The sequence below is a fragment of the Peptoclostridium sp. genome, assembly GCF_009881055.1.
Taxonomy (GTDB): Bacteria; Bacillota; Clostridia; order Peptostreptococcales; family Peptostreptococcaceae; genus Peptoclostridium_A.
On sequence record NZ_WXFG01000020.1, the window covers coordinates 12,051 to 37,786 of the forward strand.

The window sequence follows — 25,736 nt, forward strand, 5'->3', positions numbered from 1 at the left end:
GTATTTATTCTGTGAATAGTGTAATGTCTTCAGATTCAATGCTTCCTATCTTTTGGCCGGCCTTAATAATCAAGTCCTCACCTACAATAGCACGCTCTATTACGGCGCCCTCCTCAATTCTCACGTTTGACATGATAACGGAATCCACTATCCTGGCTCCCTTGGCCACATAGACATCCGGGAACAGCACTGAGTTTTCCACATTCCCATAAATTATGCAGCCTTCGTCGAGAAGCGATGATTTGACGCATGAATCGGGACTTACATAATGCGGCGGACTCACTGGGTTAACCGAGTATATTCTCCAGTTTCTGTCATAGAGATTGAGTTCATTGTCATCCTTTAGAAGGTCCATGTTTGCTTCCCACAGGCTTTTTATTGTGCCCACGTCCTTCCAGTAGCCTTTGAATCTGTATGCATACATCTTGTTGCCATCAGCCAGCATGGTAGGAATTATGTTCTTTCCAAAGTCATTGTCGGACTCTATGTTCTGCTCGTCTTCTGCCATATATTTCTTCAGCTTCTGCCAGTTGAAAATGTATATCCCCATGGACGCCAGATTACTCTTTGCTTTTTCCGGCTTTTCTTCAAACTCGTATATACTGTTGTCGTCGTTGCAGTTCATTATGCCAAATCTGCTCGTCTCGTCCCATGGCACCTCCATGACGGAAATCGTAGCATCAGCGCCTTTTTCCTTGTGGTACTTGAGCATCTTCGAATAGTCCATCTTATATATGTGGTCTCCTGAAAGTATTATTACATACTCCGGATCGTATACATCTATGAAATCTGTATTTTCGTAAATCGCATTTGCCGTGCCCTTGTACCATCGTCCTCCATCTCTGCCTACATAAGGAGGAAGTACGGTAACGCCCGAATCCTTCCTGTCAAGGTCCCAATAGCTGCCTATGCCTATGTGCGCATTAAGCGTCAGCGGCTGATACTGCGTCAGTACGCCTACTGTGTATATTCCAGAATTCGAGCAGTTGCTCAGTGTAAAGTCTATTATCCTGTACTTTCCACCGAAAGGAACCGCAGGCTTTGCATTTGTCTTTGTGAGAGCCCCCAGCCTGCTTCCTTGCCCCCCAGCAAGTATCATGGCTATAACCTCTTTTTTCTTTTTGATCATTGCACTATCTCCTTCCATAAAATGATTGCTGTATACAAGGTCTTACAATCCCACAATAGATATATATCCACATAAAACCCCGCTTAAAACAACTATCTTGCATGATAGTTTGAAAATCCAACGTTTTTCCTGTCTGTTCCGTTTTGGGGAGCTCCGGTTTCACCTTCTGGTATGACTATGTTTTTAGGCTTTATAAACACTGCACTCAGCGGACCCAGGTCGAGCATTATCGAATGCTTCTGGCTTTGCCACGGAGTCTGCGTTGCGGAAAACTCGCTGCACATGCACCTTCCATTGCCTCCGAATTCTTCACTGTTGCTGCATAGCGCAGTCTCATACTCTCCCATGTATGGCACTCCTATCCTGTAACCGTGCCTTTCCATAGGCGTGAAATTGAATACTGCGATTAAGAAATCTTCCTTTTTCCTGCCCTTTCTCATGAAGGCCACCACGCTCTCCTGATAGTTATGCAGGTCTATCCATTCAAAGCCGCTGTAGTCGTGGTCGACCTCCCACAGCGCCCTCTCGTCCTTATAGAATTTGTTGAGCCTTTCAACATAGTGCTTTGTCTTGCTGTGCATGTCGTACTCGAGCAGGAACCACTCGAGCTCGCGCGAGTAGTTCCATTCCACAAACTGCCCGAATTCTCCACCCATGAACATCAGCTTCTTGCCGGGATGCGCAGCCATATAGGCGTGCAGCAGTCTCAGGTTCGCAAACTTCTGCCAGTAATCCCCTGGCATCTTGCCTATAAGCGAGTATTTCCCATGCACAACCTCGTCGTGAGAAAGCGGGAGTATGTAGTTTTCAGAAAACGCGTAAGTCAGCGAGAAGGTTATCAAGTTGTGGTTCCACTTCCTGTGGACCGGATCCAGGCTCATGTACTCGAGCATATCGTTCATCCAGCCCATGTTCCATTTGTAGTTGAAGCCGAGCCCTCCAATGTGCACGGGAGCTGTCACAAGCGGCCAGGCCGTCGATTCCTCGGCTATCATGAGAGCATTAGGATAGTAACTGAACACCGTCTTGTTGAGCATTCTGAGAAACTCTATCGCCTCAATGTTCTCTCGGCCGCCGTACCTGTTGGGCTCCCACTGACCGTCGCGCCTGCCGTAGTCTAGATATAGCATGTTTGCTACCGCATCCACTCTCAGACCGTCTATGTGGAACATTTCAAACCAGAAAACAGCATTTGATATAAGAAAGCTTATCACTTCAGGTCTTCCAAGATCGAAATTGGCTGTACCCCATTCTGGATGTTCCCCCTTGAGCGGACTTGAATATTCGTATGTCGGCGTCCCGTCAAACCTGAAAAGGCCGTGTTCGTCCTTGCAAAAGTGCCCCGGAACCCAGTCGAGTATCACTCCTATGCCTCTTTGGTGGCATATGTCCACGAAGTATTTGAAATCATCGGAGGTGCCGTACCTGCTCGTTACGCTGAAATACCCTGTAGCCTGGTAACCCCAGGACCCGTCAAACGGATGCTCCATTATAGGCATCAGCTCTACATGTGTATATCCCATCTCCAGTACATAGTCAGTCACCTTGTCGGCCAGCTCGCGGTAGCTGTAGAACTTTCCATCCGGCTTTTTCATCCACGAGCCCATGTGCAACTCATATATGTTGACCGGCTTGTCATACGAAGTCTCTTTCTTTTTAGCGGACTCCCACGACTCGTCATTCCATTCGTACTCGTTTAGCTTTTTTATTACAGATGCCGTATTCGGCCTCTTTTCGGAGCAAAGCGCATATGGATCCGCCTTGAGAATCTTCCGGCCGGCTGTTGCTGTCACCTCGTATTTGTATATATCCCCTTCAGAAAGCCCTTCTATGAATATGTTCCATATGCCGGAATTCTTAACCTTCTTCATTTCAAAGCCCTTTCCGTTCCAGCCGTTGAAGTCCCCCACAACGCTTACGCTTTTGGCGTTGGGTGCCCAGACGTTGAAAACAGTGCCGTTTTTGCCATTATGGCTTGCCAGCCGCGCCCCCATTATATTGTAGCTGTGATAATATCTGCCTTCATTGAACAGATATACAAAAAAATCATCCGGAAATATATAATCAACGCTTTTTGCCTTCATATGAGCAACCCCTTCTAATCCTTTTTCTTTAGTATTTTGGCCGAGAAACCTTCGAGCGAAATTTTAAGAATTCCCGCACTACACAAGAACTCTTCACCAGTATGAATTTCTTCAAAAACCATTGAATCGCACTCATCAAGCTTGATTTCAAAACTGGATATACCTGACGGATTTCTGTTTATGAGCACTATAAAAAGCTGGTCAGCAGCCTTTTCTCCGAAAATGCCACTTCCGCCGGCAGTGCTTCTTGTGAATCCAAACACGTCATCCGGAAGCTCAAGAGGTCTCCAGCTTCCCACCTTGAATGCGTCATTTTCATTCCTGAGCTGCATAAAATGTTTATACCATGCCTGCAATCCAATATCCTCTTTCCCCCAAGGGTACGCCGCCCTGTTAAAGGGATCTTCATAGCCCTCAACGCCTGCCTCGTCGGCATAGTATATACACGGCACTCCCGGAAAAGTCATTTGAACAAGGCTCAGCAGTTTGAGCCTTTTCAGTCCCAGCTGCCTCATGCTTGAATCCAGCTTGTACTTATATTTTTGAGTCGTGCTCATATTTTCGCTTTCGGGAGCACCTCCAAGCAACGTGAGTATTCTTGGAACATCATGGCTGCCTATCAGATTCAAATTCGAATAAAACGCCTTGGAGGGATAGTTTTCATACAAGCTCATAAGCATTTGCGCCGTTTCTCCTGAACTTTTTTCCCCGAACATGAAATCCAGCATTATGCGCCTGAAGGGATAGTTGGTTACACAATCCAGGCCTTTGCCTCGAATATATGTCCTCCTTTTATCGTAGCTTATCTTATTGGATGCATCCTCCCAGACCTCTCCAATGAGAACAGCCTCATTATCTATTTTTTTGAGCGTATCCCTGAAGCGTTCTATGAATTCATCCGGAAGCTCGTCTGCCACATCGAGCCTCCAACCCTTTACTCCCATTCCCGTCCAATGCTTCAGCACACTGTCATTTCCGCTTATTATGTAATCTATGTACGTTTCGTCAAGCTCATTGACCTCAGGAAGCGATTTTATTCCCCACCAGCTCTTGTATGCTTCAGGATGCGATTCGAACTTGTACCATCTGTAGTATTTGGAATCCTTCGACTGGTAGGCTCCCAAATCGTCGTTCCTGCCGTACATATTGAAGTATATGCTGTCGCTGCCTGTATGGCTGAACACTCCGTCAAGCACTATTGATATGCCTTTCTTTCTTGCTTCGTTTACAAGCTTCTTGAACAAGACGTCGTCTCCTAGCATGCCGTCAACCTTCCTGTAATCCGATACATCATACCTGTGGTTGCTTTGCGATTCGAATATGGGATTCAGGTATATACAGCCGACTCCCAGTTTTTTCAGGTAGTCCAGCTTTTTTATTATCCCTTTGAGGTTGCCTCCAAAGAAATCCCACTTGAGCACCTCGCCCTTGTCATCCTTGACATAAAACGGCGTATCGTCCCAATGCGAGTATATAAGACTGTTGTTTTTCTTGTTGTATATCTTCTTGCCTTCGTTTCCATTGAAAAATCTATCAGGAAATATCTGATAGACCACAGTTTGTCTGAACCATGCCGGCGTGTCGAACTCCTCGGAATACACCGTGATTTGATATGGTTTTGGCTGAAGGGCGTAAATCTGTCCGACTCCGCCTGCCTGATGGCTGTTGTTGCCGTAAAAGAATACACCGTTTGAAACTTCTATCTTGAAATAATACCACATGATGCCCGTCCTGAATGGCATATTTATCTGCGCATAAAAAATATTAATTCCCGATTTTTGATTTTCCCTGAGCATCGCAATCTCTTCATAGACTCCATGGGCGCCCTCTTCATGCATTACAATCCATACGTTTTTGACATCCTCTTCAGCGCTTGCGGCTATTCTAAGAACGGCAGACTGTCCGCATGTCATGGCTCCAAAAGGTTTTTTAAAGTATATGTCATGTGAATTGTGTATAATATTTGTCGTGCCCAATGCGCTGTCCCCCTTTATGCTCCGGTTTCACACATGCTTCATCGAATAAACATTTGAAGTGAAGCCGCATGTATAGCTAATATGATGTTTATACCCGATTAATTCAAATATAAAAGGACATCCTCGAATTAAGGTTGTCCTTTTTTTAAACATTTGAACAAAATCTTTGCGGGCGCATTCCCCGTCTATAATCTATTGATTTAGGCGGGGTTAGCCCGTTTTTTCATTGCTGTTTTGGAACATCCTGCTGTTGGATGTATTTTTTTATAGTTTCAATCGTAGCTCCGCCAGTGGAGAGGACCATGTAGCTGTTGCTCCAAAAATACGGCTTCCAGTAATACTGGGCAAGATGCTCTGAAAACTCCTTGCGGACCGCCCGAGAGGTGACCGTCTTGTAGCTGTTAACCAACTTTGAGAGCTGCACTTGTGGCGTAGCCTCAAAAAGCAAATGTATGTGGTCAGCCTCCCCATTAAACTCGATAAGCGTGCATCCCCAATTCTCAAGGAAGCCTTGCGTGATTTCCTGCATCATCCAAAGCATGTCTGGCGTTATGCACTTGTGCCTGTATTTTGTCACTACAACCAAATGGTATGTCAGCTTAAAGCATGCATGCCTGTTTTTGCTGTAAGAATCATCATTCATGGAAACTCCTCCTTTACAACCAAACGTTTGTTTGGTATAATTATAGCATAAAGCTGTTTCGATTTCCAGCGAAAGGAGTGAGTTCATGAAGGTGTCAAAAACACTGAAAAACAAAATAACAACCAGATGCGACGCCTTTGTGGACACGCTTGGCATTTACAGAAGTGCCCTTTCGTTTGCAATAAAGGTCATAGATGCTGAATGGAGTTCGCTTTCCGCATGCACTACCGTAAAAAGCGTGGTGCCGCTTGCAGAGCTTCTCATGCATAAGACCGCCGACAATCCCAATCAAAGGTACGGCGAGTTCGACAAGCTTTTCTACAAGTTCCCGAGCTATTTCAGGAGGTCGGCTATAGCCGATGCCTACGGCATCGTCAAGAGCCACAGGTCAAACCTGTCCAATTGGGAGCTTAAAAAAGCAGAGTTCGAAGCCAAGGGCAAAACACTAAAGGACAAGCCGCCGACGCTGAGCTACAGCCATTACGCCTTCCCCGTTTTCTACAAGAAGAACATGTTCATCCGAACTGGCGAGAACTCGGCAAGCATCAAGGTCTTTAAGGGTGGCGACTGGGTTTGGCAGGACATATCCTTCAAAGGCGACAGCCTTAAAAGGCTTGTCGGCTACAAGGAATGCAGCCCTTCCCTTGTAAAGAAAGGCAGGAGGTTTTACCTGCACACGCCATGCAAGGCCACAGTAACGCTTTGCGACAAAAAACCTAACGAGCAGACTATAATCGCAGTGGACTTGGGACTTACAAACACTGCTGTTTGCTGTGCCATGAAAGCAGATGGAACTGTCATAGGCAGGTTGTTCATAAACCAGCCTGTAGAAAAAGACCGAATGCTTTCAAGACTGGGCAGGCTCAAGAAAGCTCAGCAGCAGTCGTGCATAAACAGCAAAAACAAGCTCCCCAACCACTGGAGAAAAATAAACAACCTTCAAAAGCAAATAGTCCAAGACACCGTAAACAAGATAGTGGCGTTTGCCCAAAAATATGGAGCCACTGCGATAGTTTTTGAGTATCTTGGCAAATTCAAACACCCAAGGGGCAAAACCAGCAAAGTCCAAAAGCTCAGGCTCAAGCTTCAGCACTGGGCCAAAAATAGAATCCAAGACAAGGTCAAGCACAAGGCTCATTCCCTTGGCATAAGATTCTCAAGGGTTGTCGCTGCGAACACGTCAAAGCTCGCCTTCGATGGCAGCGGAGCTGTGATTCGAAACGCCAAGCAAGACCTGTGTGAGTTCAAGACTGGCAAGAAATATCACGCCGATCTCAACGCATCCTATAACATAGGTGCGAGATACTTTATAGGAGCAATACTAAAAACCTGTCCTGAAAAGGACAGGTCGCAAGCTATGGCTAAAGTTCCAGAGCTTGCGTCCAGAACCAGGTGCGTTCTGGCTTCGTTAATTAGTCTTGTCAAAGCCATATAACCCCTTTGCTGTTATCCTCCAGCACCATCGGAGGACTTGTGCGCGGCATTACTGTATTCAAGTCAGAAAGCTCGGCTGTTAAAGCAGTCGGGATGCTCCCTCCAAATCTTGATTTGGTGGGAGAGGTTCACTTCTATCTGTTTTCGTTTTTTTCAAGTTCTTTCATGCACTCTATTGTAATTTCATCCTCAGGATCAAGCTCATATGATCTCAATATATGCTCGCGAGCGCTTTGCAAATCTCCAATGCTCAGATACGTCATGCCTATGTTGCATAGTATTTCCGGATTGTCTGGTCGCAATTCGAGTGCTTTTTTAAAATAGGAAAGCGACTCGTCCAACTCACCTTTCACAGCGCTGCAGAGTCCCAGCTCGACCATTGCGTCTGCATTTTGGGGATCCAGCTTTAATATGTCGCCAAAATACAGCTGCGCCTCGTCAACCTCCCCAAGCTGTCTGTAGGCAAGTCCCGCGAAAAACAGCAGCTTCCAGTCTCCTCCATGCTTGTTTACATGGGGCAGCAGCATTTCAAGGCCGCCCTGCGGATCTCCTTCAAGCACCATGTTTATGCCGTCTTGTATGTCGAATTTTTCGCCGCATACGCCAAGCAACTCTTCTATCTCACCTATAAACTCGTCTTCTATGCCGTTGTCTATGGCTTTTTGCCAAGTATCCTTAGCCCTGGCGTAGTCACCGGCCCTGAAATAATAAAAGCCAAGGTTGTAATAACCTTTTGCAAAATCGGGATACTCCTCAACGACCAGTTCAAACGCCTGCCTGGCTTCCTTTGAGTAGTCGGCCGCAGCCTTTACTTCACCTCTTTGGGCGCAATCCTTCGATATATCCTGGCAAACCAACGCATAGTTGTATATTCCATTTATGTTTTTTTCATCGAGCTCAAGCAGGGCCTTGAAATAAACCGCCGCAGCCTTTAGGTTTCCGGCATTTGCAAGGTTTACACCCTGCGTTTGTATGTAGCCTTTTATGTCGGTACCAAGGGCTTCAAGCAGCTTCCTGTATTCTGCGTTGCTTGGAAACTGCGGGTCAATTCCGAGCATGTAGACAATTCCTTTTATTATTGAAGCGGCGCTTATGCCGTTTATTGCCTTGCCGTTTTTTATAAGCTCGGAAAGCTCGCTTGTAAGCACCGGCACGTCGAGCCCTTTAGCAGGCACATTATAGCCGCTCAGCAATAACTCCTCGCTCTTTTCTATTGTTATGAAAGAAATTTCTCTTGTCATTTCCATCAGGTATTTTTCTATTCTAGATTTCATTTCCACACTCCAATCAGTCCAAGTTGACAAAATATATTTCAGAGTCTTTGCCAGATTTCGCCTGAGGATATACAAACAAGGCAGCCTGGCGTTTTTTCAGCGCTATTGAATTTTTAGCTTCAGTAAGGGCTTTAATGTCGCATTCAAACCGCTCAATGTGAACTCTTCGTGCAAAGCTCTTATGTTCACCGCGCACATATCCCGGAATCAGAGCCTCAAGCCTGTCTTCATCCCGCAGCAGTGCAAGGCTCCACTCCCTGAAATCCTCAGAGGTTTCTCCTGCCATGAAGTCTGGTATATGGGAAGTCTTGCCCAAGCACAGGTAGTCGTATCTGAGCATCTCCCTTATGACATCTAGCTGCTCAAAGCCCTTGCAGCTGCAAAATTCAAGCAGCAGCCTGTAGAAACAGTCCTTCGAGTGACCGATTTCATAATAGCCGCTGTAGTGCCAGTATTCTGCATACTCCTCGAAAAATTTAAAAGCGTCGTCTGCGTACAGGTTTTTTATGATGTAACTGCAGGATTGGTTGAATTTATGGGAATTCCAATAGAGCTCAAGCAGCTCCTCAATCTCCTTTAGCCTAGCAAGCTGACCGAAGCTGATATAATTGTTCTGCAAAACCTCATATGGAGGGTTTGCCCTATATACATATCCGTGTTCGCTAAGCTTTGCTTCCCTGCTTATAGGGGCGCCCCTGAGCAGCTTCAAAAATCCAAGCTGCAGGTGGTCTGCTCCAAGGTCGAATACTCCGTTGAAGGACTCCCTGAAGCTTTCGAAACTTTCGTGCGGCAGCCCTGCTATTAGATCAACATGCTGGTGCACCCTTCCAGCCCTTGCAATTTCAGTTACAACGCTCTTTATCCTTTCGAAATTCTGACCCCTGCCTATCTCCCTCAGCGTGTCGCTGTTGAGAGATTGTATTCCTATTTCTATCTGGAATAGCCCTTTCCTTGCAGTCTTGAATATGCCAAGCAGCTCCTCGTCTATTGTGTGCGCTGCCACTTCGAAGTGGAAATTCGTATGGCCGTTGTCGTTTTCCATCAGGAATCTTAGTATCTGCGCAGCCCTTTTTCCGTTTGAGTTGAATGTTCTATCTATGAACTTGACCTGCTTTATGCCTGCGTCGAGGAACACCTTGAGTTCTCTCTTCACCCTCCCGATGTCGAAATATCGGACACCTCTTTCTATTGAAGACATGCAATACTGACAGCTAAAAGGGCAGCCGCGCGAGCTTTCATAATATACTATCTTATCTTTGAATTCATCCATTCTGCCGCCTATATATGGGCTCCCTACTATGTCTAGCGATTCCATGGGGCGCCTGGCGCTATTTTGCACAACCTCGCCCGACCTCCTGAAGGTCAGGCCTTCAATTCCAGACAAATCCAGGCCGCATTTTATGCGGAGCAGGAACTCGCGCAGGGTGAGTTCTCCCTCGCCCGAGACAATATAGTCAACGCAGCTGCATCCTTCCATGACCTGTCTGGGGTTGAAAGACACCTCCGGGCCCCCAAGCAGCACCTTGACTCCAGGAGCCACCTTTTTCAGATTTCCGACAATTTCCAGTGTAGCTTCTATGTTCCAAATGTAGCATGAAAAGCACACAATGTCCGCATTCCTGTCGAAAAGCCCCCGGAGTATCCTGTCCTTGTCCATGTTGATGGTATATTCGGCCATCTCAACTTCAATGCCTTCAAGTCCTCTGCAGAATTCCTCAAGGTACCTTATAGCAAGGTTTGTGTGTATATATTTAGAGTTAAGCGAAGCTATGACCACTCTCATTAGTTATCACCTCTGGTTTGGCTCTTTCGGGCCAAACTTTTTAATTCTTGGCACTTTCAGCCACAGTATATATTAACACAAAAAAAAAATCATATCCATATTATTCCGCACCGACTGCAAATCAACGCCTAGCTGTAAACGGAGCGTCCCCACGCCCTTATCGCCGTCACAAAAATCCAGAATTTAATTCTTTTTAACTTGCGGTTTTATTTATATTGTCATAAAATATTAGATGTAGGCAATTTTAATCCAGACAACTATCGAGAAAAGAGGGTGGTAAGTTGCTAGCACAGACACACAGCGTGATATCAGCTCACATGAGCGAAAACATAGAAAACAGGCTTGGAATATCGCTTAACAAAAAGCTTCTTTCGCTTGGGAACATGATGCCCGACCTATGGCCTTCACTGGCTGTCAAGAAGCATTACAAGGAGCAGAGCTTTGATTTTGTTATAGACCAGATAGAAAAACTCATAGCCGGCGGCCTCTACGAAAATCAGCTTTCAATAGATGCTTTTTCGCTCAGGCTAGGCATAGTGAGCCATTTTCTTTCAGACTTTTTCTGCCTTCCTCACCATAACAGGGAGTATTTCCATGACAAGCTTCGCGAGCATCTCTCATACGAGAACAAGCTCCATGAGCAATTCAAGAGTTTTTCAGGCATAAAGAGCGTTAACACGCCTTACATCCAAAATGCCGAAAGACAAAACATAGTGAAATTCATAGAAGAGCTACATCTTGAATATAAGAATAGCAAATCAGGATACATAACCGACATATACGGCTCAATAAATGTATCTTCCGCAGTAGGAATACTAGTTGTCGAGAACTCACTAGTAACATCAGATGCACTCCAGAAGGCCGCATCATTTTAATTTGAATACAGCAAAGGCTGCTGAGCTATCAGCAGCCTTTTTTTATTACACGCTTACCTATTCTTTTTTCGAATCTTCATCTATAACGCTGCTTTTACCGCTGAAAAAGGCTCCCTTTTCTATTGACATGCTCCTGTACTCTATGTCGCCTTCAACCCTTGCAGTATCGCCTATTATTAGATTTCCATCGACTCTTATGCTGCCTCGCACCTCGCCTTTAATGAACGCCCCCGTACTCTTTATGTCGCCTCTTATTATTGAATTTTCCTCTGTTATGACGCTTCGCTCGGTTGTAACGTCTCCATACACCTCTCCTGCCACAGTGATATCACAGTTTCCCGAGATATTGCCCACTATTCTGCAATCCTTTGATATTATTGTCGTGTTGCCCATGCTTATTATCTTTTGGTACCCCAGCTTAACCTTGTCATTTTTTATCATGTTCCAGACCCCCGATAATTTTCTATTTGATTAAAAAGCGTCTTCTGTGGCTAAATATTAACTAATCAGTATTTTTGAAGAGGTGAACCTAATGAAGCGAATAAAGGACAGAATCGTAAGCGAAAAAATCACAATACATTTCTACTCTATAAGCGGCCGGCCCAGAAGCCTCCAGGTAAATCAGCTTGCCGGATTTCTCGCGCTCTCACTGCTGATATCCCTGCTCTTGGCAAGCTCTCTGCTCTATGTACAGGCAAGCTCAAGATATTTCGCAATCAGAGATAGCAATAGGGCTCTGCTGCAAAAATGCGAGAAGCTCGAAGCAAGAAACAAAACACTCGAAGCCCAGCTGGATTCGCTCTCTACCGAGCTGAGCTCGGCCCAAAGCGAACTGGAGAAGGTTATTGAGTATAAGAATCAGCTTGAAAAGAGCCAGTTCATAAAAAATATTAACAGATAGGCTATCTGCCTCCCTCAATAAGCACGGCATTCTTTTGCATAAGCGAAGCTATAGCTGTAGACCAGTTCTTGTCAGATGCATACTTTGCTCCTATATCCTCAACGCTTAAAGCCCCTTTTGAGAAATAACCAGTTCTTATCAGGCTGGCGAATTTCATTATGCTTTCCTGCTTTGATGCAAATCTTTTTGCACTTCTGTAAGGAGTCGCATCGTACGCCCCTATCCCAAAAAGGTTGTTTTTCATCTTTGAAATCCTTGATTTTCCGAATTGCGACTCATGCTGCGCCACTGAAATTATGAAAAGCGCATTAACTCCATGAAGGTGCTCTGCCGCTATCACATATTCACCCAGGCCCTCAAGCGAAGTGCCAACTGTCAGCTTGTCAATGTCGCTCTTAGTATATCCGCTGATTTGAGAAAGATCCAGTCTAAGATACTGGCTGCTAGTCATGGCGGTCTTGGGCTTTTCCTGCGCCTTGGCGCTTTCTTGCAAGGCTGCACTCGCCGCCACGCTCGCTATATTCTCCAGATCCGCCTTAAGCCATACTGCCTTCTTGGAAAACTCCGAAATATCAGCGCTAAGCTGATATGCTTTTTCATATTCGAAGTCCGAACTGTTGTCATATGTTTCATTCAAGGTTTGCATGCTCGCCATTCCAAGCTTTTTTTCATAAAGTCCGCTTATTATATCTGCAATTGACGTGACAGCAAACAAACTAAACACTGCCGCTATTATATATATTGCGCCCTTGACCATGTTATCACCCCTTTACATGCTCATGGCAGAACACCAAAATATCTTCTTGTTTATATACCCAAAAGCAAATGCGTTTCCTCTGTTTTCTTTTGCTATTTACAAAATAAACCTAAATGCTTATAATATGTATATGAATTCAAACTAACTATCGGGGTGTAGCGCAGGTGGTAGCGCACTTGACTGGGGGTCAAGGGGTCGCAGGTTCAAGTCCTGTCACTCCGACCAGTAAAATCAACGGCATCAGAGATCATATTGTGATTTCTGATGCCGTTTTGTATTATCTGACTACAATTTTACTGCAACCCGAAAAAGCCAAGGGGACGGTTCTTGTAGCTCGTTTGCCACAAGAACCGTCCCCTTGGCTTTTTTACTATATCGATATTTTATATCCGCCGTTAAATTCATTTATTATTTCAATTAGACTGATTGCCTTGTTATGTCTACAATTTATTGTGACGAATAGCATTCATAGCATTTGCACAACTATATTTTAAAATATGATGGAGGTTTTAATTAAAGTGGATATAATGGAGAAAATTCAGGAATTCAGCGATGCAAGGCGGGACGGTTTTTTGAAAATCAAGGAGCTCAAGGATAATGGAAGGAAGGTTGTGGGTGTATACTGCGGCTTTGCTCCGTGGGAGCTTATTGCGGCTTCTGGTGCTGTTTCTGCATGGCTTTGCGGCATGCATGAAGAGACTATCCCCGACGGTGAAAAACACCTTCCTAGAAACATATGCCCTCTCATAAAATCAAGCTACGGCTTTGCAGTTACTGACAAGTGCCCTTACTTTTACTTTTCCGACATGCTGATAGGTGAAACTACCTGCGACGGCAAAAAGAAGATGTATGAGCTGCTCGGCGATATAAAGCCAATCCATGTAGTTTACATACCGCAGACACCTGAAGGAGAAGACGCCCGCAGCCTGTATAAAAGCGAGCTGTTGAGACTTAAAGACGCTCTTGAAAGGAATCTTGACGTTAAAATAACTGCAGAAGACATAAGAAGAACCATAAGAATTAGAAACGAGGAGAGAAAAGCAAAAAGAGAATTCTACGAGCTTGGAAAACTGTGCCCCCCTCCCATCTGGGGTTTTGACATGAGACGGGTTCTCCAGGGAACTCTCTACATAGCAGACAAGGACGTTGAAATCCAAAATATAAGAGAACTGACAAAGCGAATAAAGGAAAAATACTATGCAAGCGGCAGCAGCGTGCCGAATGATGCCAAGAGAATACTAGTTACAGGCTCTCCACTAGGAGATTCTACCGAAAAGGTCATAAAGCTGATTGAAGAAAACGGCGGGGTCGTCGTATGTTTTGAAAACTGCTCTTCCGCAAAGGATATTGACGATCTTGTGAGCGAAAACAAAGACCCTATTGATGCACTTGCAGAAAGATACCTGACTTCAGGCTGTGCCTGCATGAGCCCCAACAGGCACAGGCAGAGTATGATATCTCAATACATTGACGAGTACAAAATAGATGGTGTTGTTGATGTCATTCTTCAATCCTGCCATACCTACAATGTAGAAACAGCCGTAATAAGAAAGGTCGCCCAGAACAAGGATACTCCTTATATGGCAATTGAAACCGACTATTCGCAGTCTGACATTGGACAACTTTCAACAAGAATTGAAGCTTTCATCGAAATGCTTTAAAAAAAATTATATATCACAGATTTATTACTTTTTATTGGTATAATTAAAGGAGATGTTTATACTATGATAGTATAATAATTGCATGTTTACAAAACAACAGGAGGGATTAGTATGTTCAAAAAGAAAAAAATGGTAGTTGCATTTGTTGTAATGCTTAGTATCCTGATACTGCCGGCAGCTCAGTATTCCCACGCCTCTGTACTGAAAAAGACAGTGGATGCGTGGTATCGTGACATTAAGATAGTGGCAAATGGCACGCAGGTACAAATGCCGCTTGAACCTTTCATAATGAACGACAGTACATACGTTCCAGTCAGAGCTATTTCTGAAATTCTAGGCAAGAATGTAGCTTGGGACGGTGCCACTTCATCGATCACTATTACTGATAAGCCCGGTTCAAATGTTGCGGTTCTGAATAATACGATACTGCAGCAAAATGCTGAAATTAACAGACTTAAAGCTGAAATTGCGGATTTGAAGAAGCAGCTTGATGACGCTGAATCATCAAAAGACGATTTGAACGACCTTGAAGATGAGCTTAATGATGACTATTCCGATTTCGAGGATATAGAATTCGACATAAGCCTTGACGGCGACGAGGACGACATACTGGTTGAAATCACTTTTGCTGGAGACGACTACTTGGATGCATGGGATGCCCTTTCAAACTCAGATATAAACGGATATCTTCAGGACATAGTAGATGACATACTTGATAACTTCGAAGACGCTGACATTGAAGGTTCTATCGAAGACACAGACAACGACGATGTCCTGGTTGAATTCACTGTTGACTCAGGCGGCGATGTGTCGACTGATGGCGCAGATTTGTCAGATTTAGAAGACCAGCTTAATGATGACTATTCAGATTTCGAAAATATCGAATTCGACATAAACCTTGATGGCGATGAAGACGACATATTGGTTGATATAACATTTGCGGGAGACGATTACCTCGATGAATGGGATAAACTTACTAATTCCGACATAAACGGATATCTTCAGGACATAGTAGATGACATACTTGATGACTTCGAAGACGCTGATATAGAAGGTACTATCGAGGACACAGACAACGGCGATGTCCTGGTTGAATTCACTGTTGACTCAGGTGGCGATGTATCAATCGATTAAATCATATAACTTCATTATTACATTTCAGCGAAATATATCCTAATGATAATGTTTGATATGTTTAAGAGTAAACCACAAAAATAAATATGCATTATATACGAGAGCATCTATAGTATTATAGATGTTCTCTTTTTTGTGCACTTTTACTGTACATACGTTTTCCCGGATTGTATTGTGTATAAAAAAAGTCCACAAAATATTGTCTCCGCACTGCTGGCAGATGTTTTTCAGTGAAACCTTGCAATCCCGCCCGTTATGTATAAAATAAAAAACAATTGTGAAAAAATATCCAATGCAATGTAGTCTCCATTAATATCTATTCAATGTGACATACTATTTAATTGTTGTTTTTAGTCATTTGTGGCTTTACGCATATTATTTGTGTTGACAATATACTGAATCGATAGTATCATTAATACAATTACTTGGTTAAATAACTATCAAACTTTCAGGGGGTATTGTAATGGCTAACGAGAAAAAAGCTGTCGGTGTCGACAAGAATATAAAAAATGACGCCGATGCTGTAAAAATGAGCATTGATTTGCTTGTAAAAAATGCGACTAATGCCAGAGAGGAATTTTTAAAGCTTGACCAGGGTGCTGTAGACAAAATAGTCAAGCAGATGGCACTGGCTGGCGTTGATTCACACATGAGCCTGGCAAAGATGGCTGTTGAAGAAACAGGCAGGGGTATATACGAAGATAAAATGACAAAGAATCTTTTTGCCACAGAATATATATATAACAGCATAAAAGACGACAAGACTGTGGGCGTTGTTTATGAAAACGAGGAGGAAGGCTTTACACACATAGCCGAGCCTATTGGAGTAATAGCAGGAGTCACACCTGTCACCAACCCAACATCGACTACAATGTTCAAATCAATAATATCTATGAAAACAAGGAATCCAATAATATTCAGCTTCCACCCTTCAGCCCAGAAGTGTTCTGTTGAAGCCGCCAAGACAGTAAGGGACGCTGCCATAAGGGCCGGAGCACCCGCAAACTGCATACAGTGGATAGAAGAGCCTTCAATCGAAGCCTCTAATCAGCTTATGAAGCATAGTGGCGTATCTCTCATACTTGCCACCGGAGGTCCTGGAATGGTCAAGTCTGCCTACTCTTCAGGCAAACCGGCACTCGGTGTTGGCGCCGGAAACGTGCCATGCTACATCGAAAAGAGTGCTGACGTTAGACAGGCGGTTACAGACCTTATACTTTCAAAAACATTTGACAACGGAATGATATGTGCTTCTGAACAGGCTGTAATAATCGACGAGGAAGTATATGACGAGGCCGTAGGTCTAATGAAGCATTACAAGTGCTACTTTGTCAAAAAAGATGAGATAGCCAAGCTTGAATCTGCAGTTTTAAATGCCGACAAAACAGCTGTAAATGCGGCTATTGTCGGACAGAGCGCATATATGATAGCCAGCTTGGCCGGAATAAGTGTTCCTGAAGACACTAAGATTCTCGTTGCAGAGCTTGACGGCGTAGGTCCTGAAAATCCGCTTTCTCGCGAAAAGCTAAGCCCTGTACTCGCATGCTTTAAGGTTAAAAACAGCATGGAAGGCATTCAGCGCGCAGTTGAAATGACAGAGTTCGGCGGCCTTGGTCACTCTGCTGTCATCCACTCGAACAACGACGATATTATACTTGATTTCAGCATGAAGGTTAGGGTTGGAAGACTTGTAGTTAATGCTCCTTCTACTCATGGAGCTATAGGAGACCTATACAACAACAAAATACCTTCTCTAACTCTAGGCTGCGGCTCTATGGGAAACAACTCCACTACAGACAACGTTTCAGCTGCAAATCTGATCAACATAAAAAAGGTGGCGAAGAGAAGAGTGAACATGCAGTGGTTCAAGATACCTGAAAAGATATTCCATGAATTCGGTTCTGTTCAGTACCTTTCGGCAATGGACGACATAGAGAGAGTTGTGATAGTCACTGACAAGATGATGTTTGATCTTGGATATGTTGAAAAGGTTATGTACCATCTAAGAAAAAGGATGAATCCTGTAACTATAAAAATATTCTCAGATGTAGAACCTGATCCGAGTGTTGAAACTGTAATGGCCGGAGCGGATCTGATGAGAAAATTCAAGCCTGACACTATAATAGCCTTGGGCGGAGGTTCGGCAATGGATGCTGCCAAAGGAATGTGGCTGTTCTATGAACACCCGGAAACAAGCTTTGATGGCCTAAGGCTCAAGTTCCTTGACATAAGGAAGAAAACCTTCAAATTCCCTACTCTTGGCAATCATGCCAAGATGATAGCTATACCTACCACTTCAGGAACAGGCTCAGAGGTTACAGCTTTCGCGGTAATTTCAGACAAGAAGAACAATATGAAGTACCCTCTTGCCGACTACCAGTTGACTCCTGACGTTGCTATACTTGATCCTGACTTTGTCATGACTGTTCCGCCAAGTGTTACAGCAGATACAGGCCTTGATGTGCTGACTCACGCAATAGAGGCATATGTATCCGTGCTGGCTACGGATTTCACTGACGCCCTTGCTGTAAAAGCCATCGAGCTGGTATTCGAATATCTTCCAAAGGCTTACAAGGACGGCAGCGACAGAGAGGCCAGAGAGAAGATGCACAACGCCTCTTGCATGGCCGGAATGGCGTTCACAAATGCTTTCCTTGGCATAAATCACTCGCTGGCTCACAAGCTTGGAGCAGAATTCCACATACCTCACGGAAGGGCAAATGCGGTACTCATGCCTCACGTAATAGAGTACAATGCTTCAATGCCTACTAAGTTTGCAGCTTTCCCTAAATACAAGGAATTTGTGGCAGACAAGCGATATGCGCAGATAGCCAAGGCTCTGGGCCTGAAATCAGCTACTACTGAAGAAGGTGTCAAGTCTCTTATAGCGGCAGTTAAAGACCTAATGAAGGAAGTCAACATCCCGATGACAATAAAAGACTGCAACATAGGTGAAAAAGAATTCTTTGCAAAAGTAGACGAGCTTGCTGACAAGGCCTTCGAGGACCAGTGCACTCCTGCAAATCCAAGAATGCCTCTAGTTACAGAGCTAGCTGACATACTCAAAAGAGCATACGGAAAAGCCGACACCATATCAGCAAAATAAATATATATTATTAAAGAGGCCTCTTTGGAATGAGCGAATAATTCCAGGGAGGCCTCCTTTTAAATTCAAAGTCGAAATTCTTATAATTTTATGTCTCTACAATTACAAAAGGCGTTGAGTTTATGGTAGAATATTTATTGTGAATAAGCATTCTGCCACTGGGTCGATGCAGCCAAAGGAGTGAAAACATTTTATGGAAACATTTAACGAGCTCTCTATAGAAAACATCTCAAAGCGTGACCTTCTCTTGATACTCAAATCCCTTGAATTTACATACGAGAACACTAAGCTGGATGAATTTTCAAGCTTGAGAAAAAATATATTGGAAGAACTCTGCTTTCTGACTAATTCCACCCAGGATGAATTTTTGCATTTTCTGGAAAAATAAACCTAAAAGTAAAGGACCTTCATTGAAGGTCCTTTTTATGGCTCTCAGTTCTGGCGCTTTAAGCTACTGCTTCCTTTTAAACCTAAATACATATTCGCCCGACTTTGCATCCAGTCTTATGCTTAGTACATCGCCGTCCAGACGGACTGTTTTTGCGCATACCCTTCCCAGTATCGGATCTTCTGAGCATTCGCCTTCCTTTAGCAGCACAAGGCCTCTTGGATCGCAACCAACATTGCCAAAGCCTTCCTTCTTAATCAATCCCTCTCTGAGCTTGTATACGTATTCACAGAGGCTTTTTATGAAACTGCCGCCTTCAAATGTTCCGTTCATTCCAAGGGCTCCTGCATAAAAACCCTTGAAGCTTGACAGCTCTGCATCATTTTCTTCGCAATCTTCTATGAAAAGCTGAAACAGCACCTGCATAAGCCCGTCTATCGGAGTCTTTCCGCTTATGCCTTCCCTGTCTTTCCTCTGCAGCCTGTCCAATTTTTGTATTGCATATATCCTTGATTTTTCAAAGGCAATTATTTCCGGGGTGCCCTCCGGCCTTTCGCTGCAATCCAAAAGCATGTTCCGCATACCCTCAGTCAGATTGGCCAGCTCCAGCTTTCTGTTCTTCAGCATGCTGTTATATGAGAATGCAGCGAGCAGATATGCAATTTGAATGTCTGAGCGTTTGACCTTGTCGCTGCTGGCATCCACTATGCCTGAGAGCTCTTCAGTTAAAAGCCCCCTTGTTTTCTTGTTTGATGCAATCAAGGGTATCATCGGTAAAATTGCATACTCAAGCTTTCTTGGCTGAACGCCATAAAACTTGTAGTAAACCTGCTCGCATTTGAGCCTAGCGTGATCAAGCACAGTAGCGCCTGTTGCCGAATCAGTTGCAAGCGACTTGACAAGCAGCTTCAACAAGTCCCTTGCATATTCGTCGTCTATGCAAAAAGCGCTTTCAATAGATTTTATTATCTTAGTCTGCATGGCATTCTACATTCTATCTGGCGATTGCACTCCAAGCAGAGCCAGAGAATTCTTGATTGTCTGTCTTGTTGCGTCAACAAGCGCCAGCCTTGAATTTTTGACTTTCTCGTCTTCTATTATTATCTGGTTGTTGTGGTAGAACTTGTTGAATGCCTTTGCAAGATCCATAACATATCTTGAGACTATGTGTGGCTCATTTTTTGCGCATGCATCCTCTATAGCCCCAGGAAGCCTCTCAAGCTCCTTGATTACGCTGAATTCGTCTTCGCCTGTAAGCACGCTGTAATCCACGGCAGACTTGTCATAAGAACCGGCCTTTCTCAGTACGGAACACGCCCTGGCGTGAGTGTACTGCACATAAGGTCCTGTCTCTCCTTCAAATGAAAGCGTCTTGTCGAATGAGAACACGTAGTCCTTTATTCTGTTGTTGTATAGCTCCTGGAACATTACCGCTCCTATTCCAACCTGTCTTGCAACTTCATCAACATTATCTATGTCCGGGTTTTTCTCCCTTATTATTTCCATAGTCTTTTCTACAGCCTTGTTCAGGACATCCTCAAGGAATACAACCCTGCCCTTTCTTGTGGCAAGAGTGCCTTCCTCAAGGCTTACAAGCCCAAACGGCACGTGCACGCAGTCGCCAGCCCAGTCATACCCCATCAGCTCAAGCACTTTAATCCACTGCTTGAAGTGAAGGTTCTGCTGAGAAGCCACTACATATATGTTCTTGAAGAAGTCATAGTTCTCCTTCCTGTATACTGCAGCAGCTATGTCCCTTGTTATATACAGGGTCGAACCGTCGCTCTTTCTTATTATCGCCGGCGGCATTGAATACTCTTCAAGGTCTATTATGTCGGCGCCCTCCGACTTTTTGAGGAGACCTTTATCCTCCATTACTTTGACTACCTTGTCCATCTTGTCTGAATAGAAGCTCTCGCCAGCATATGAATCGAAGCTTATGCCCAGCATACCGTACACCCTGTTGAATTCCTGGAGCGAAACGTCCCTTATCCACTGCCACAGCTGGACAGCTTCCTCGTTCTTGTCCTCGAGTTTTTTGAACCACGCTCTGGCCTCGTCTTCAAGCACCGGCTCCTTTTCGGCCTCCTCGTGGAACTTGATGTATATCTTCAGTAGCTCCTGTATAGGATTTTGCTGTATCACCTGGAGGTCGCCCCACCTTTTTATTGCCACTATAAGCTTGCCGAATTGTGTTCCATAGTCGCCAAGATGGTTTACAGTTATAGCATCGTATCCCATGGCCTTATGCAGCTTGTATATCGAATTGCCTATAACCGTGCTTCTTATGTGGCCTATGTGGAATGGCTTTGCAATGTTGGGCGACGAGAACTCGACTATTACAGTCTTTCCCTTGCCGTAGTCGCTGTTTCCGTAACTGTCTCCCTTTAATAGCACTTCCTTTATAACGGTCTCCGCCATTGACGCCTTGTTAACGAAAAAGTTGACATACCCGCCGGCCGGCATTATCTTTTCAACAGCCTCATTTTTTTCAAGCAGCTGCGCTATGTCTTCAGCTATCATGTTTGGCGCCTTCCTGAAAACCTTTGCCAACTTGAAGCACGGAAACGCATAATCCCCCATATCCTTGTTAGGCGGCACTTCTATGAGCTCGGCTATCTCTGCCCTCTCGAGTTGATCTATCTTCGACGCCAAGAGTTCAACGACGTCTTGTTTGTAATCTCGCATTAAGATTCCCTCCCGTATATTGTGAATCACGCCTTTTAAAATCAAAGGCCGACATATTCTCTTATATTCATATAAAAAATAACATTACAATGATATATAAAAAACGACATAAAATCAAGCATGAAAAGAAAATGAAGGTAAAAAACCTTCATTTTCTCTTATTTTAACTATAGATATTTTTTTATGCCTTTTTTCAGTATATTGTCATAGTCTATGAATTCAAATATGTCATTTTCAAATACAGGGCTGAATCTTTTGAATTCGTCCAGAGAAAGTTCCTCTATTGCGCAACCCTTGTCTTCGCAGTATATTACTATTTCGCCTACTATGCCGTGCGCATCCCTGAATGCCACTCCCTTGTTTACAAGGTAGTCTGCAACCTCTGTAGCATTTAGGAATCCGTATTTTACAGCCTTCTTCATGTTTTCGCTGTTGACCTTGAGAGTTGATAGCATTCCGCTCATAACCCTTATGCATGCAGTCACAGTATCAAGCGAATCGAAGAACTGCTCCTTGTCCTCCTGCATGTCCTTGTTGTATGCAAGCGGCAGGCCCTTTATTGTCGTAAGCAGCGATATGAGGCTTCCATAAACCCTGCCCGTCTTTCCTCTTATCAACTCTGCGGCGTCAGGATTTTTCTTCTGAGGCATTATGCTGCTGCCAGTTGAAAACTCATCTGACATGTCTATGAACTTGAACTCCTGGCTGCTCCAGAGTATGAGCTCTTCGCTGAGCCTGCTCATGTGCATCATTATTATGGAGAAGCACGAGCACAGCTCCAAAAGATAGTCTCTATCGCTGACTCCGTCCATAAAGTTGTCCACAGGTTTTTTGAATCCTAGCTCTTTGGCAGTATGCTTCCTGTCTATGTCATATGTCGTGCCTGCAAGCGCGCAGCATCCTAGCGGACTCTCGTCAAGAATTTCTATGGCATTTGCTATTCTTTTCTTGTCACGCGAGAACATGCTGTGGTAGGCCATCATATGGTGCTTGAAGGTAACAACCTGTGCTCTTTGAAGGTGCGTATAGCCCGGCATTATAACATTGTTGGCATCAGCCAGCTTTTTGATTGTATCAAGCAGCTCCTGAAGCTCGCTTTCGAGCATTTTTGCGTTGTCCTTGGCAAACATCCTCATGTCTACAGCCACCTGGTCATTTCTCGACCTTGCAGTATGAAGCTTCTTGCCAAGGTCTCCTATCCTCTTTATGAGATTTGACTCCATAAAGGAGTGTATATCTTCATAGTCTCCACCTATTTCAAGCTTGCCTGCTTCTATGTCTTCTAGGAGTCCGGTAAGGCCGTCTGATATGACTGTGCCCTCTTCCTTCTTGAGTATGCCAGATTTGACAAGCATGCTGACATGTGCCAGGCTGCCTTTTACGTCCTCTCTATAGAGCCTTTTGTCGAATGAAAGCGAGCTGTTGAAGTCCTCCATGAGCTTGCTCTCTTCTTTTTTGAATCTTCCACCCCATAGCTTCATAATCACATGACCACCTTTTTATTTTTCTTGCTTGCTTTTCATCATTGCTTCTATCTTGAATGGAAGGTTGAACAGGTTGATGAAGCCTGTGGCATCCTTCTGGTTGTAGAAATCGCTCGCTCCGAAAGAAGATATGCTGTGCTCGTAGAGCGCGTAAGGCGAATCCATTCCCGCGAATATTATATTGCCCTTGTATAGCTTGACCTTAACCCAGCCTGTAACCGTCTCCTGAGTCTTGTCTATGAAGGCGTCCATTGCCTCCTTGAGGCTGCAGAACCATGTTCCGTTGTATACAAGCTCTGCGTATTTGAGGGCTATCATCTGCTTGTACTGGTATGTCATCTTGTCAAGGCAAAGGTGCTCAAGGTCCTTATGTGCGCTCATTAGTATAGTGGCACCCGGAGTCTCGTAAATTCCTCTTGATTTCATGCCCACAAGCCTGTTCTCAAGTATGTCTGTAACGCCTATGCCGTTTTCTCCACCTATTCTGTTAAGCTCGGCAAGCAGCGTTGCAGGGCTCATTTCCTTGCCATCCAGCTTAGTTGGTATTCCCTTTTCGAAGTATATCTCAACATATGTTGGCTCGTCTTTAGCCTCTTCAAGAGTCCTTGTCATCAGGTAAAGATCCTTTGGCTGCTCATTCTTAGGATCCTCTATTGCTCCGCCTTCGTGGCTTATGTGCATAAGGTTCATATCCCTTGAATAAATCTTTTCCTTTGTTACAGGAATTTCTATTCCTTTTTCATTCGCATAGTCTATGGCATCTTCTCTTGATTCTATGTCCCATATTCTCCAAGGAGCTATGACCTTTATCTCAGGCGCAAGCGCAGCCATTGTAGTTTCGAATCTTACCTGGTCGTTTCCTTTTCCTGTGCAGCCGTGAGCTATATACTTGGCGCCCTCTTTCTTGGCTATCTCAACGAGCTTTTTGGCTATGAGGGGTCTAGCTATTGAGGTTCCCATAAGGTACTTATCTTCGTACACAGCGTTTGCCTTTATTGAAGGGAACACGTAATCCCTTACGAACTCCTCAACTACGTTTTCAACATAAACCTTAACTGCGCCTGACTTTATGGCCTTTTTCTCGACCTGCTCCATGTCATCTTCCTGTCCGACGTTTATGCATGCTGCAACTATATCCAGGTCGTAGTTCTCCTTTAGCCATGGTATTATTATTGATGTGTCAAGACCTCCTGAATACGCAAGAACAACTTTTTCCTTCATTTCTATTTCCCCTTTCAAATTTATTTTCACATTATAATGCTGTTAAAAAGCCTGCTTATATATTATACCCATTATTGACTTTATTCACTAAATCCTAGCAGCGAATTAATTGTCGTTTAGCTCCGTAGCAGCCGCCACAAACTCATCAATTTTGCCTTCGCTCATAAGTCTGTCCAGAGTCTTGTCTATCTGCGCGACAAGGTCCTCCCCGCCTTTTTGGATTGCTATTGCAGAGCCGCTGTCTCCAGTTTCAAGGTCTATTGCAGAAACCGCAAGATCAGCGTTTCTCTTTACATAAGCAGTTGCAACAGGGCTTTCAACAAGCACACCGTCTACCTTGCCGTTTTTAAGCTCAAGCACGACGTCTGCAACTCTTCCAAGTCCCTTTATCTGCTGCTCTGGTATAAGATCCTTTGCAATCTGCTCCTGAGTCGTCCCCTTTTGAACTCCTATGACCATTTTTGCAAGGTCGTCCATTGTCTTGAAGGATTCAGCTTTGTCAGCCTGTACAATTATTGACTGTGTTGCCACATAGTATACCTTTGAGAAATCAACGCTCTTTTTTCTCTCCTCTGTAGGAGTCATGCCTGCTATTATGATGTCTATCTTTCCGGCGTTAAGTGCTGCCAGCAGTCCTTCGAACTTCATGTCCTTGATTTCAAGCTCTACACCAAGGTCCTTTGCTATTTCCTTTGCAATCTCGATGTCGAAACCCACTATCTGGTCCTTGCCGTCTATTTCCTTGTGGAACTCGTATGGAGGGTATGAAGCACTCGTTCCAACTACAAGCTTGCCATCTTTTTTGATTTGCTCAAGCTTGCTCAGCTCCTTTGAACCACCCTGCTCCTGAGACGTCTTTTGCGAACATCCCACCATTGAAAATACCATCATTAGCGCCACAAGAAGCGCTGCTATTTTTTTCATCTTTTTCATACTGCACCTTCCCTTTCCATTTTTTAGTTTGAATTGCAATTTGAACACAAAAAAAACTTCGTTCTCATACATTAATTGTACAAGAGACGAAGTTATATCCGCGTTACCACTCTTCTTAAGACAGATTATCACTGCCTTCACTCGATGCACTTAACGGCTGCTACCGTACTGTCCTACTGCTATTTCAGACAGTCTCTTCATGGATACGCTTCAACATGGCTATGCACCGGACTTCCACCTTCTCCGGCTCGCTTTGGCAATCACC

Annotated in this window: 20 protein-coding genes, 1 tRNA gene and 1 other annotated feature (1 of these 22 only partly in view); of the genes, 8 read left to right on the forward strand and 13 right to left on the reverse strand. The window is 44.3% G+C overall.

The annotated features are described in order from the left end of the window. Positions 1-4: 4 nt before the first annotated feature. The 4 genes from GT589_RS04535 to tnpA all read right to left on the reverse strand — a co-directional run bounded on the left by GT589_RS04535 (position 5) and on the right by tnpA (position 5,832). Entirely contained in the window at positions 5-1,129 is a 1,125-nt protein-coding gene (locus GT589_RS04535) for a glucose-1-phosphate adenylyltransferase (RefSeq protein ID WP_293396644.1), read from the reverse strand. 92 nt (positions 1,130-1,221) lie between these two features. Then, positions 1,222-3,213: a 1,4-alpha-glucan branching protein GlgB gene (glgB, locus tag GT589_RS04540; RefSeq protein ID WP_293396647.1), complete on the reverse strand. Its 1,992-nt coding sequence runs from the start codon at positions 3,211-3,213 to the stop codon at positions 1,222-1,224. 14 nt (positions 3,214-3,227) lie between these two features. Further along, on the reverse strand, positions 3,228-5,189 hold the full coding sequence (locus tag GT589_RS04545; protein ID WP_293396650.1) for a glycoside hydrolase family 13 protein: 1,962 nt from the start codon (positions 5,187-5,189) through the stop codon (positions 3,228-3,230). A gap of 223 nt (positions 5,190-5,412) precedes the next feature. Next, the gene (gene tnpA, locus GT589_RS04550; protein WP_293396653.1) at positions 5,413-5,832 is read right to left on the reverse strand and encodes an IS200/IS605 family transposase; all 420 of its coding nucleotides are present in this window, start codon (positions 5,830-5,832) and stop codon (positions 5,413-5,415) included. A gap of 85 nt (positions 5,833-5,917) precedes the next feature. Here tnpA and GT589_RS04555 point away from each other — a divergent pair, with 85 nt between their 5' ends. Continuing rightward, entirely contained in the window at positions 5,918-7,267 is a 1,350-nt protein-coding gene (locus GT589_RS04555; protein WP_293396656.1) for a transposase, read from the forward strand. Between the two features lie 133 nt (positions 7,268-7,400). On the opposite strand, the gene GT589_RS04560 is transcribed toward GT589_RS04555, so the two are convergent. Both GT589_RS04560 and GT589_RS04565 read right to left on the reverse strand, forming a co-directional pair. Next, on the reverse strand, positions 7,401-8,540 hold the full coding sequence (locus GT589_RS04560; RefSeq protein WP_293396660.1) for a tetratricopeptide repeat protein: 1,140 nt from the start codon (positions 8,538-8,540) through the stop codon (positions 7,401-7,403). Between the two features lie 13 nt (positions 8,541-8,553). Further along, positions 8,554-10,323, reverse strand: coding sequence for a B12-binding domain-containing radical SAM protein (locus GT589_RS04565; RefSeq protein WP_293396663.1), 1,770 nt, complete (start codon positions 10,321-10,323; stop codon positions 8,554-8,556). 281 nt (positions 10,324-10,604) lie between these two features. On the opposite strand from GT589_RS04565, the gene GT589_RS04570 reads away from it, so the two are divergent. Then, positions 10,605-11,198: a zinc dependent phospholipase C family protein gene (locus GT589_RS04570; protein WP_293396666.1), complete on the forward strand. Its 594-nt coding sequence runs from the start codon at positions 10,605-10,607 to the stop codon at positions 11,196-11,198. Positions 11,199-11,255: 57 nt separating this feature from the next. Here GT589_RS04570 and GT589_RS04575 read toward each other — a convergent pair whose 3' ends face one another. Then, entirely contained in the window at positions 11,256-11,639 is a 384-nt protein-coding gene (locus tag GT589_RS04575) for a bactofilin family protein (RefSeq protein WP_293396669.1), read from the reverse strand. 91 nt (positions 11,640-11,730) lie between these two features. Here GT589_RS04575 and GT589_RS04580 point away from each other — a divergent pair, with 91 nt between their 5' ends. Continuing rightward, positions 11,731-12,099: a hypothetical protein gene (locus GT589_RS04580; RefSeq protein ID WP_293396672.1), complete on the forward strand. Its 369-nt coding sequence runs from the start codon at positions 11,731-11,733 to the stop codon at positions 12,097-12,099. Position 12,100: 1 nt separating this feature from the next. On the opposite strand, the gene GT589_RS04585 is transcribed toward GT589_RS04580, so the two are convergent. Next, positions 12,101-12,856, reverse strand: a complete 756-nt coding sequence (locus GT589_RS04585; RefSeq protein ID WP_293396676.1) for a glucosaminidase domain-containing protein — start codon at positions 12,854-12,856, stop codon at positions 12,101-12,103. Between the two features lie 149 nt (positions 12,857-13,005). On the opposite strand from GT589_RS04585, the gene GT589_RS04590 reads away from it, so the two are divergent. From GT589_RS04590 to GT589_RS04610, 5 genes are all read left to right on the forward strand, one after another. After that, positions 13,006-13,081, forward strand: a tRNA-Pro gene (locus GT589_RS04590). Positions 13,082-13,383: 302 nt separating this feature from the next. Further along, on the forward strand, positions 13,384-14,517 hold the full coding sequence (locus tag GT589_RS04595; protein WP_293396903.1) for a double-cubane-cluster-containing anaerobic reductase: 1,134 nt from the start codon (positions 13,384-13,386) through the stop codon (positions 14,515-14,517). 111 nt (positions 14,518-14,628) lie between these two features. Further along, positions 14,629-15,651: a stalk domain-containing protein gene (locus tag GT589_RS04600; protein ID WP_293396679.1), complete on the forward strand. Its 1,023-nt coding sequence runs from the start codon at positions 14,629-14,631 to the stop codon at positions 15,649-15,651. Between the two features lie 463 nt (positions 15,652-16,114). After that, on the forward strand, positions 16,115-18,757 hold the full coding sequence (gene adhE, locus GT589_RS04605) for a bifunctional acetaldehyde-CoA/alcohol dehydrogenase (RefSeq protein ID WP_293396682.1): 2,643 nt from the start codon (positions 16,115-16,117) through the stop codon (positions 18,755-18,757). A 193-nt stretch (positions 18,758-18,950) separates the two neighbouring features. Next, the gene (locus GT589_RS04610) at positions 18,951-19,145 is read left to right on the forward strand and encodes a hypothetical protein (protein ID WP_293396685.1); all 195 of its coding nucleotides are present in this window, start codon (positions 18,951-18,953) and stop codon (positions 19,143-19,145) included. A 63-nt stretch (positions 19,146-19,208) separates the two neighbouring features. On the opposite strand, the gene GT589_RS04615 is transcribed toward GT589_RS04610, so the two are convergent. The 5 genes from GT589_RS04615 to GT589_RS04635 all read right to left on the reverse strand — a co-directional run bounded on the left by GT589_RS04615 (position 19,209) and on the right by GT589_RS04635 (position 25,471). Beyond that, entirely contained in the window at positions 19,209-20,126 is a 918-nt protein-coding gene (locus tag GT589_RS04615) for a hypothetical protein (protein ID WP_293396688.1), read from the reverse strand. Positions 20,127-20,132: 6 nt separating this feature from the next. Continuing rightward, positions 20,133-21,833: an arginine--tRNA ligase gene (gene argS / locus GT589_RS04620; RefSeq protein WP_293396691.1), complete on the reverse strand. Its 1,701-nt coding sequence runs from the start codon at positions 21,831-21,833 to the stop codon at positions 20,133-20,135. Positions 21,834-22,000: 167 nt separating this feature from the next. Then, complete coding sequence (gene argH / locus GT589_RS04625; protein ID WP_293396694.1) at positions 22,001-23,314, reverse strand: argininosuccinate lyase; 1,314 nt, start codon at positions 23,312-23,314, stop codon at positions 22,001-22,003. Between the two features lie 18 nt (positions 23,315-23,332). Next, entirely contained in the window at positions 23,333-24,538 is a 1,206-nt protein-coding gene (locus GT589_RS04630) for an argininosuccinate synthase (protein WP_293396697.1), read from the reverse strand. Between the two features lie 105 nt (positions 24,539-24,643). After that, positions 24,644-25,471, reverse strand: coding sequence for an ABC transporter substrate-binding protein (locus GT589_RS04635; protein WP_293396700.1), 828 nt, complete (start codon positions 25,469-25,471; stop codon positions 24,644-24,646). 79 nt (positions 25,472-25,550) lie between these two features. After that, positions 25,551-25,736 (reverse strand) — a binding site (T-box leader); it runs 29 nt beyond the window's last position.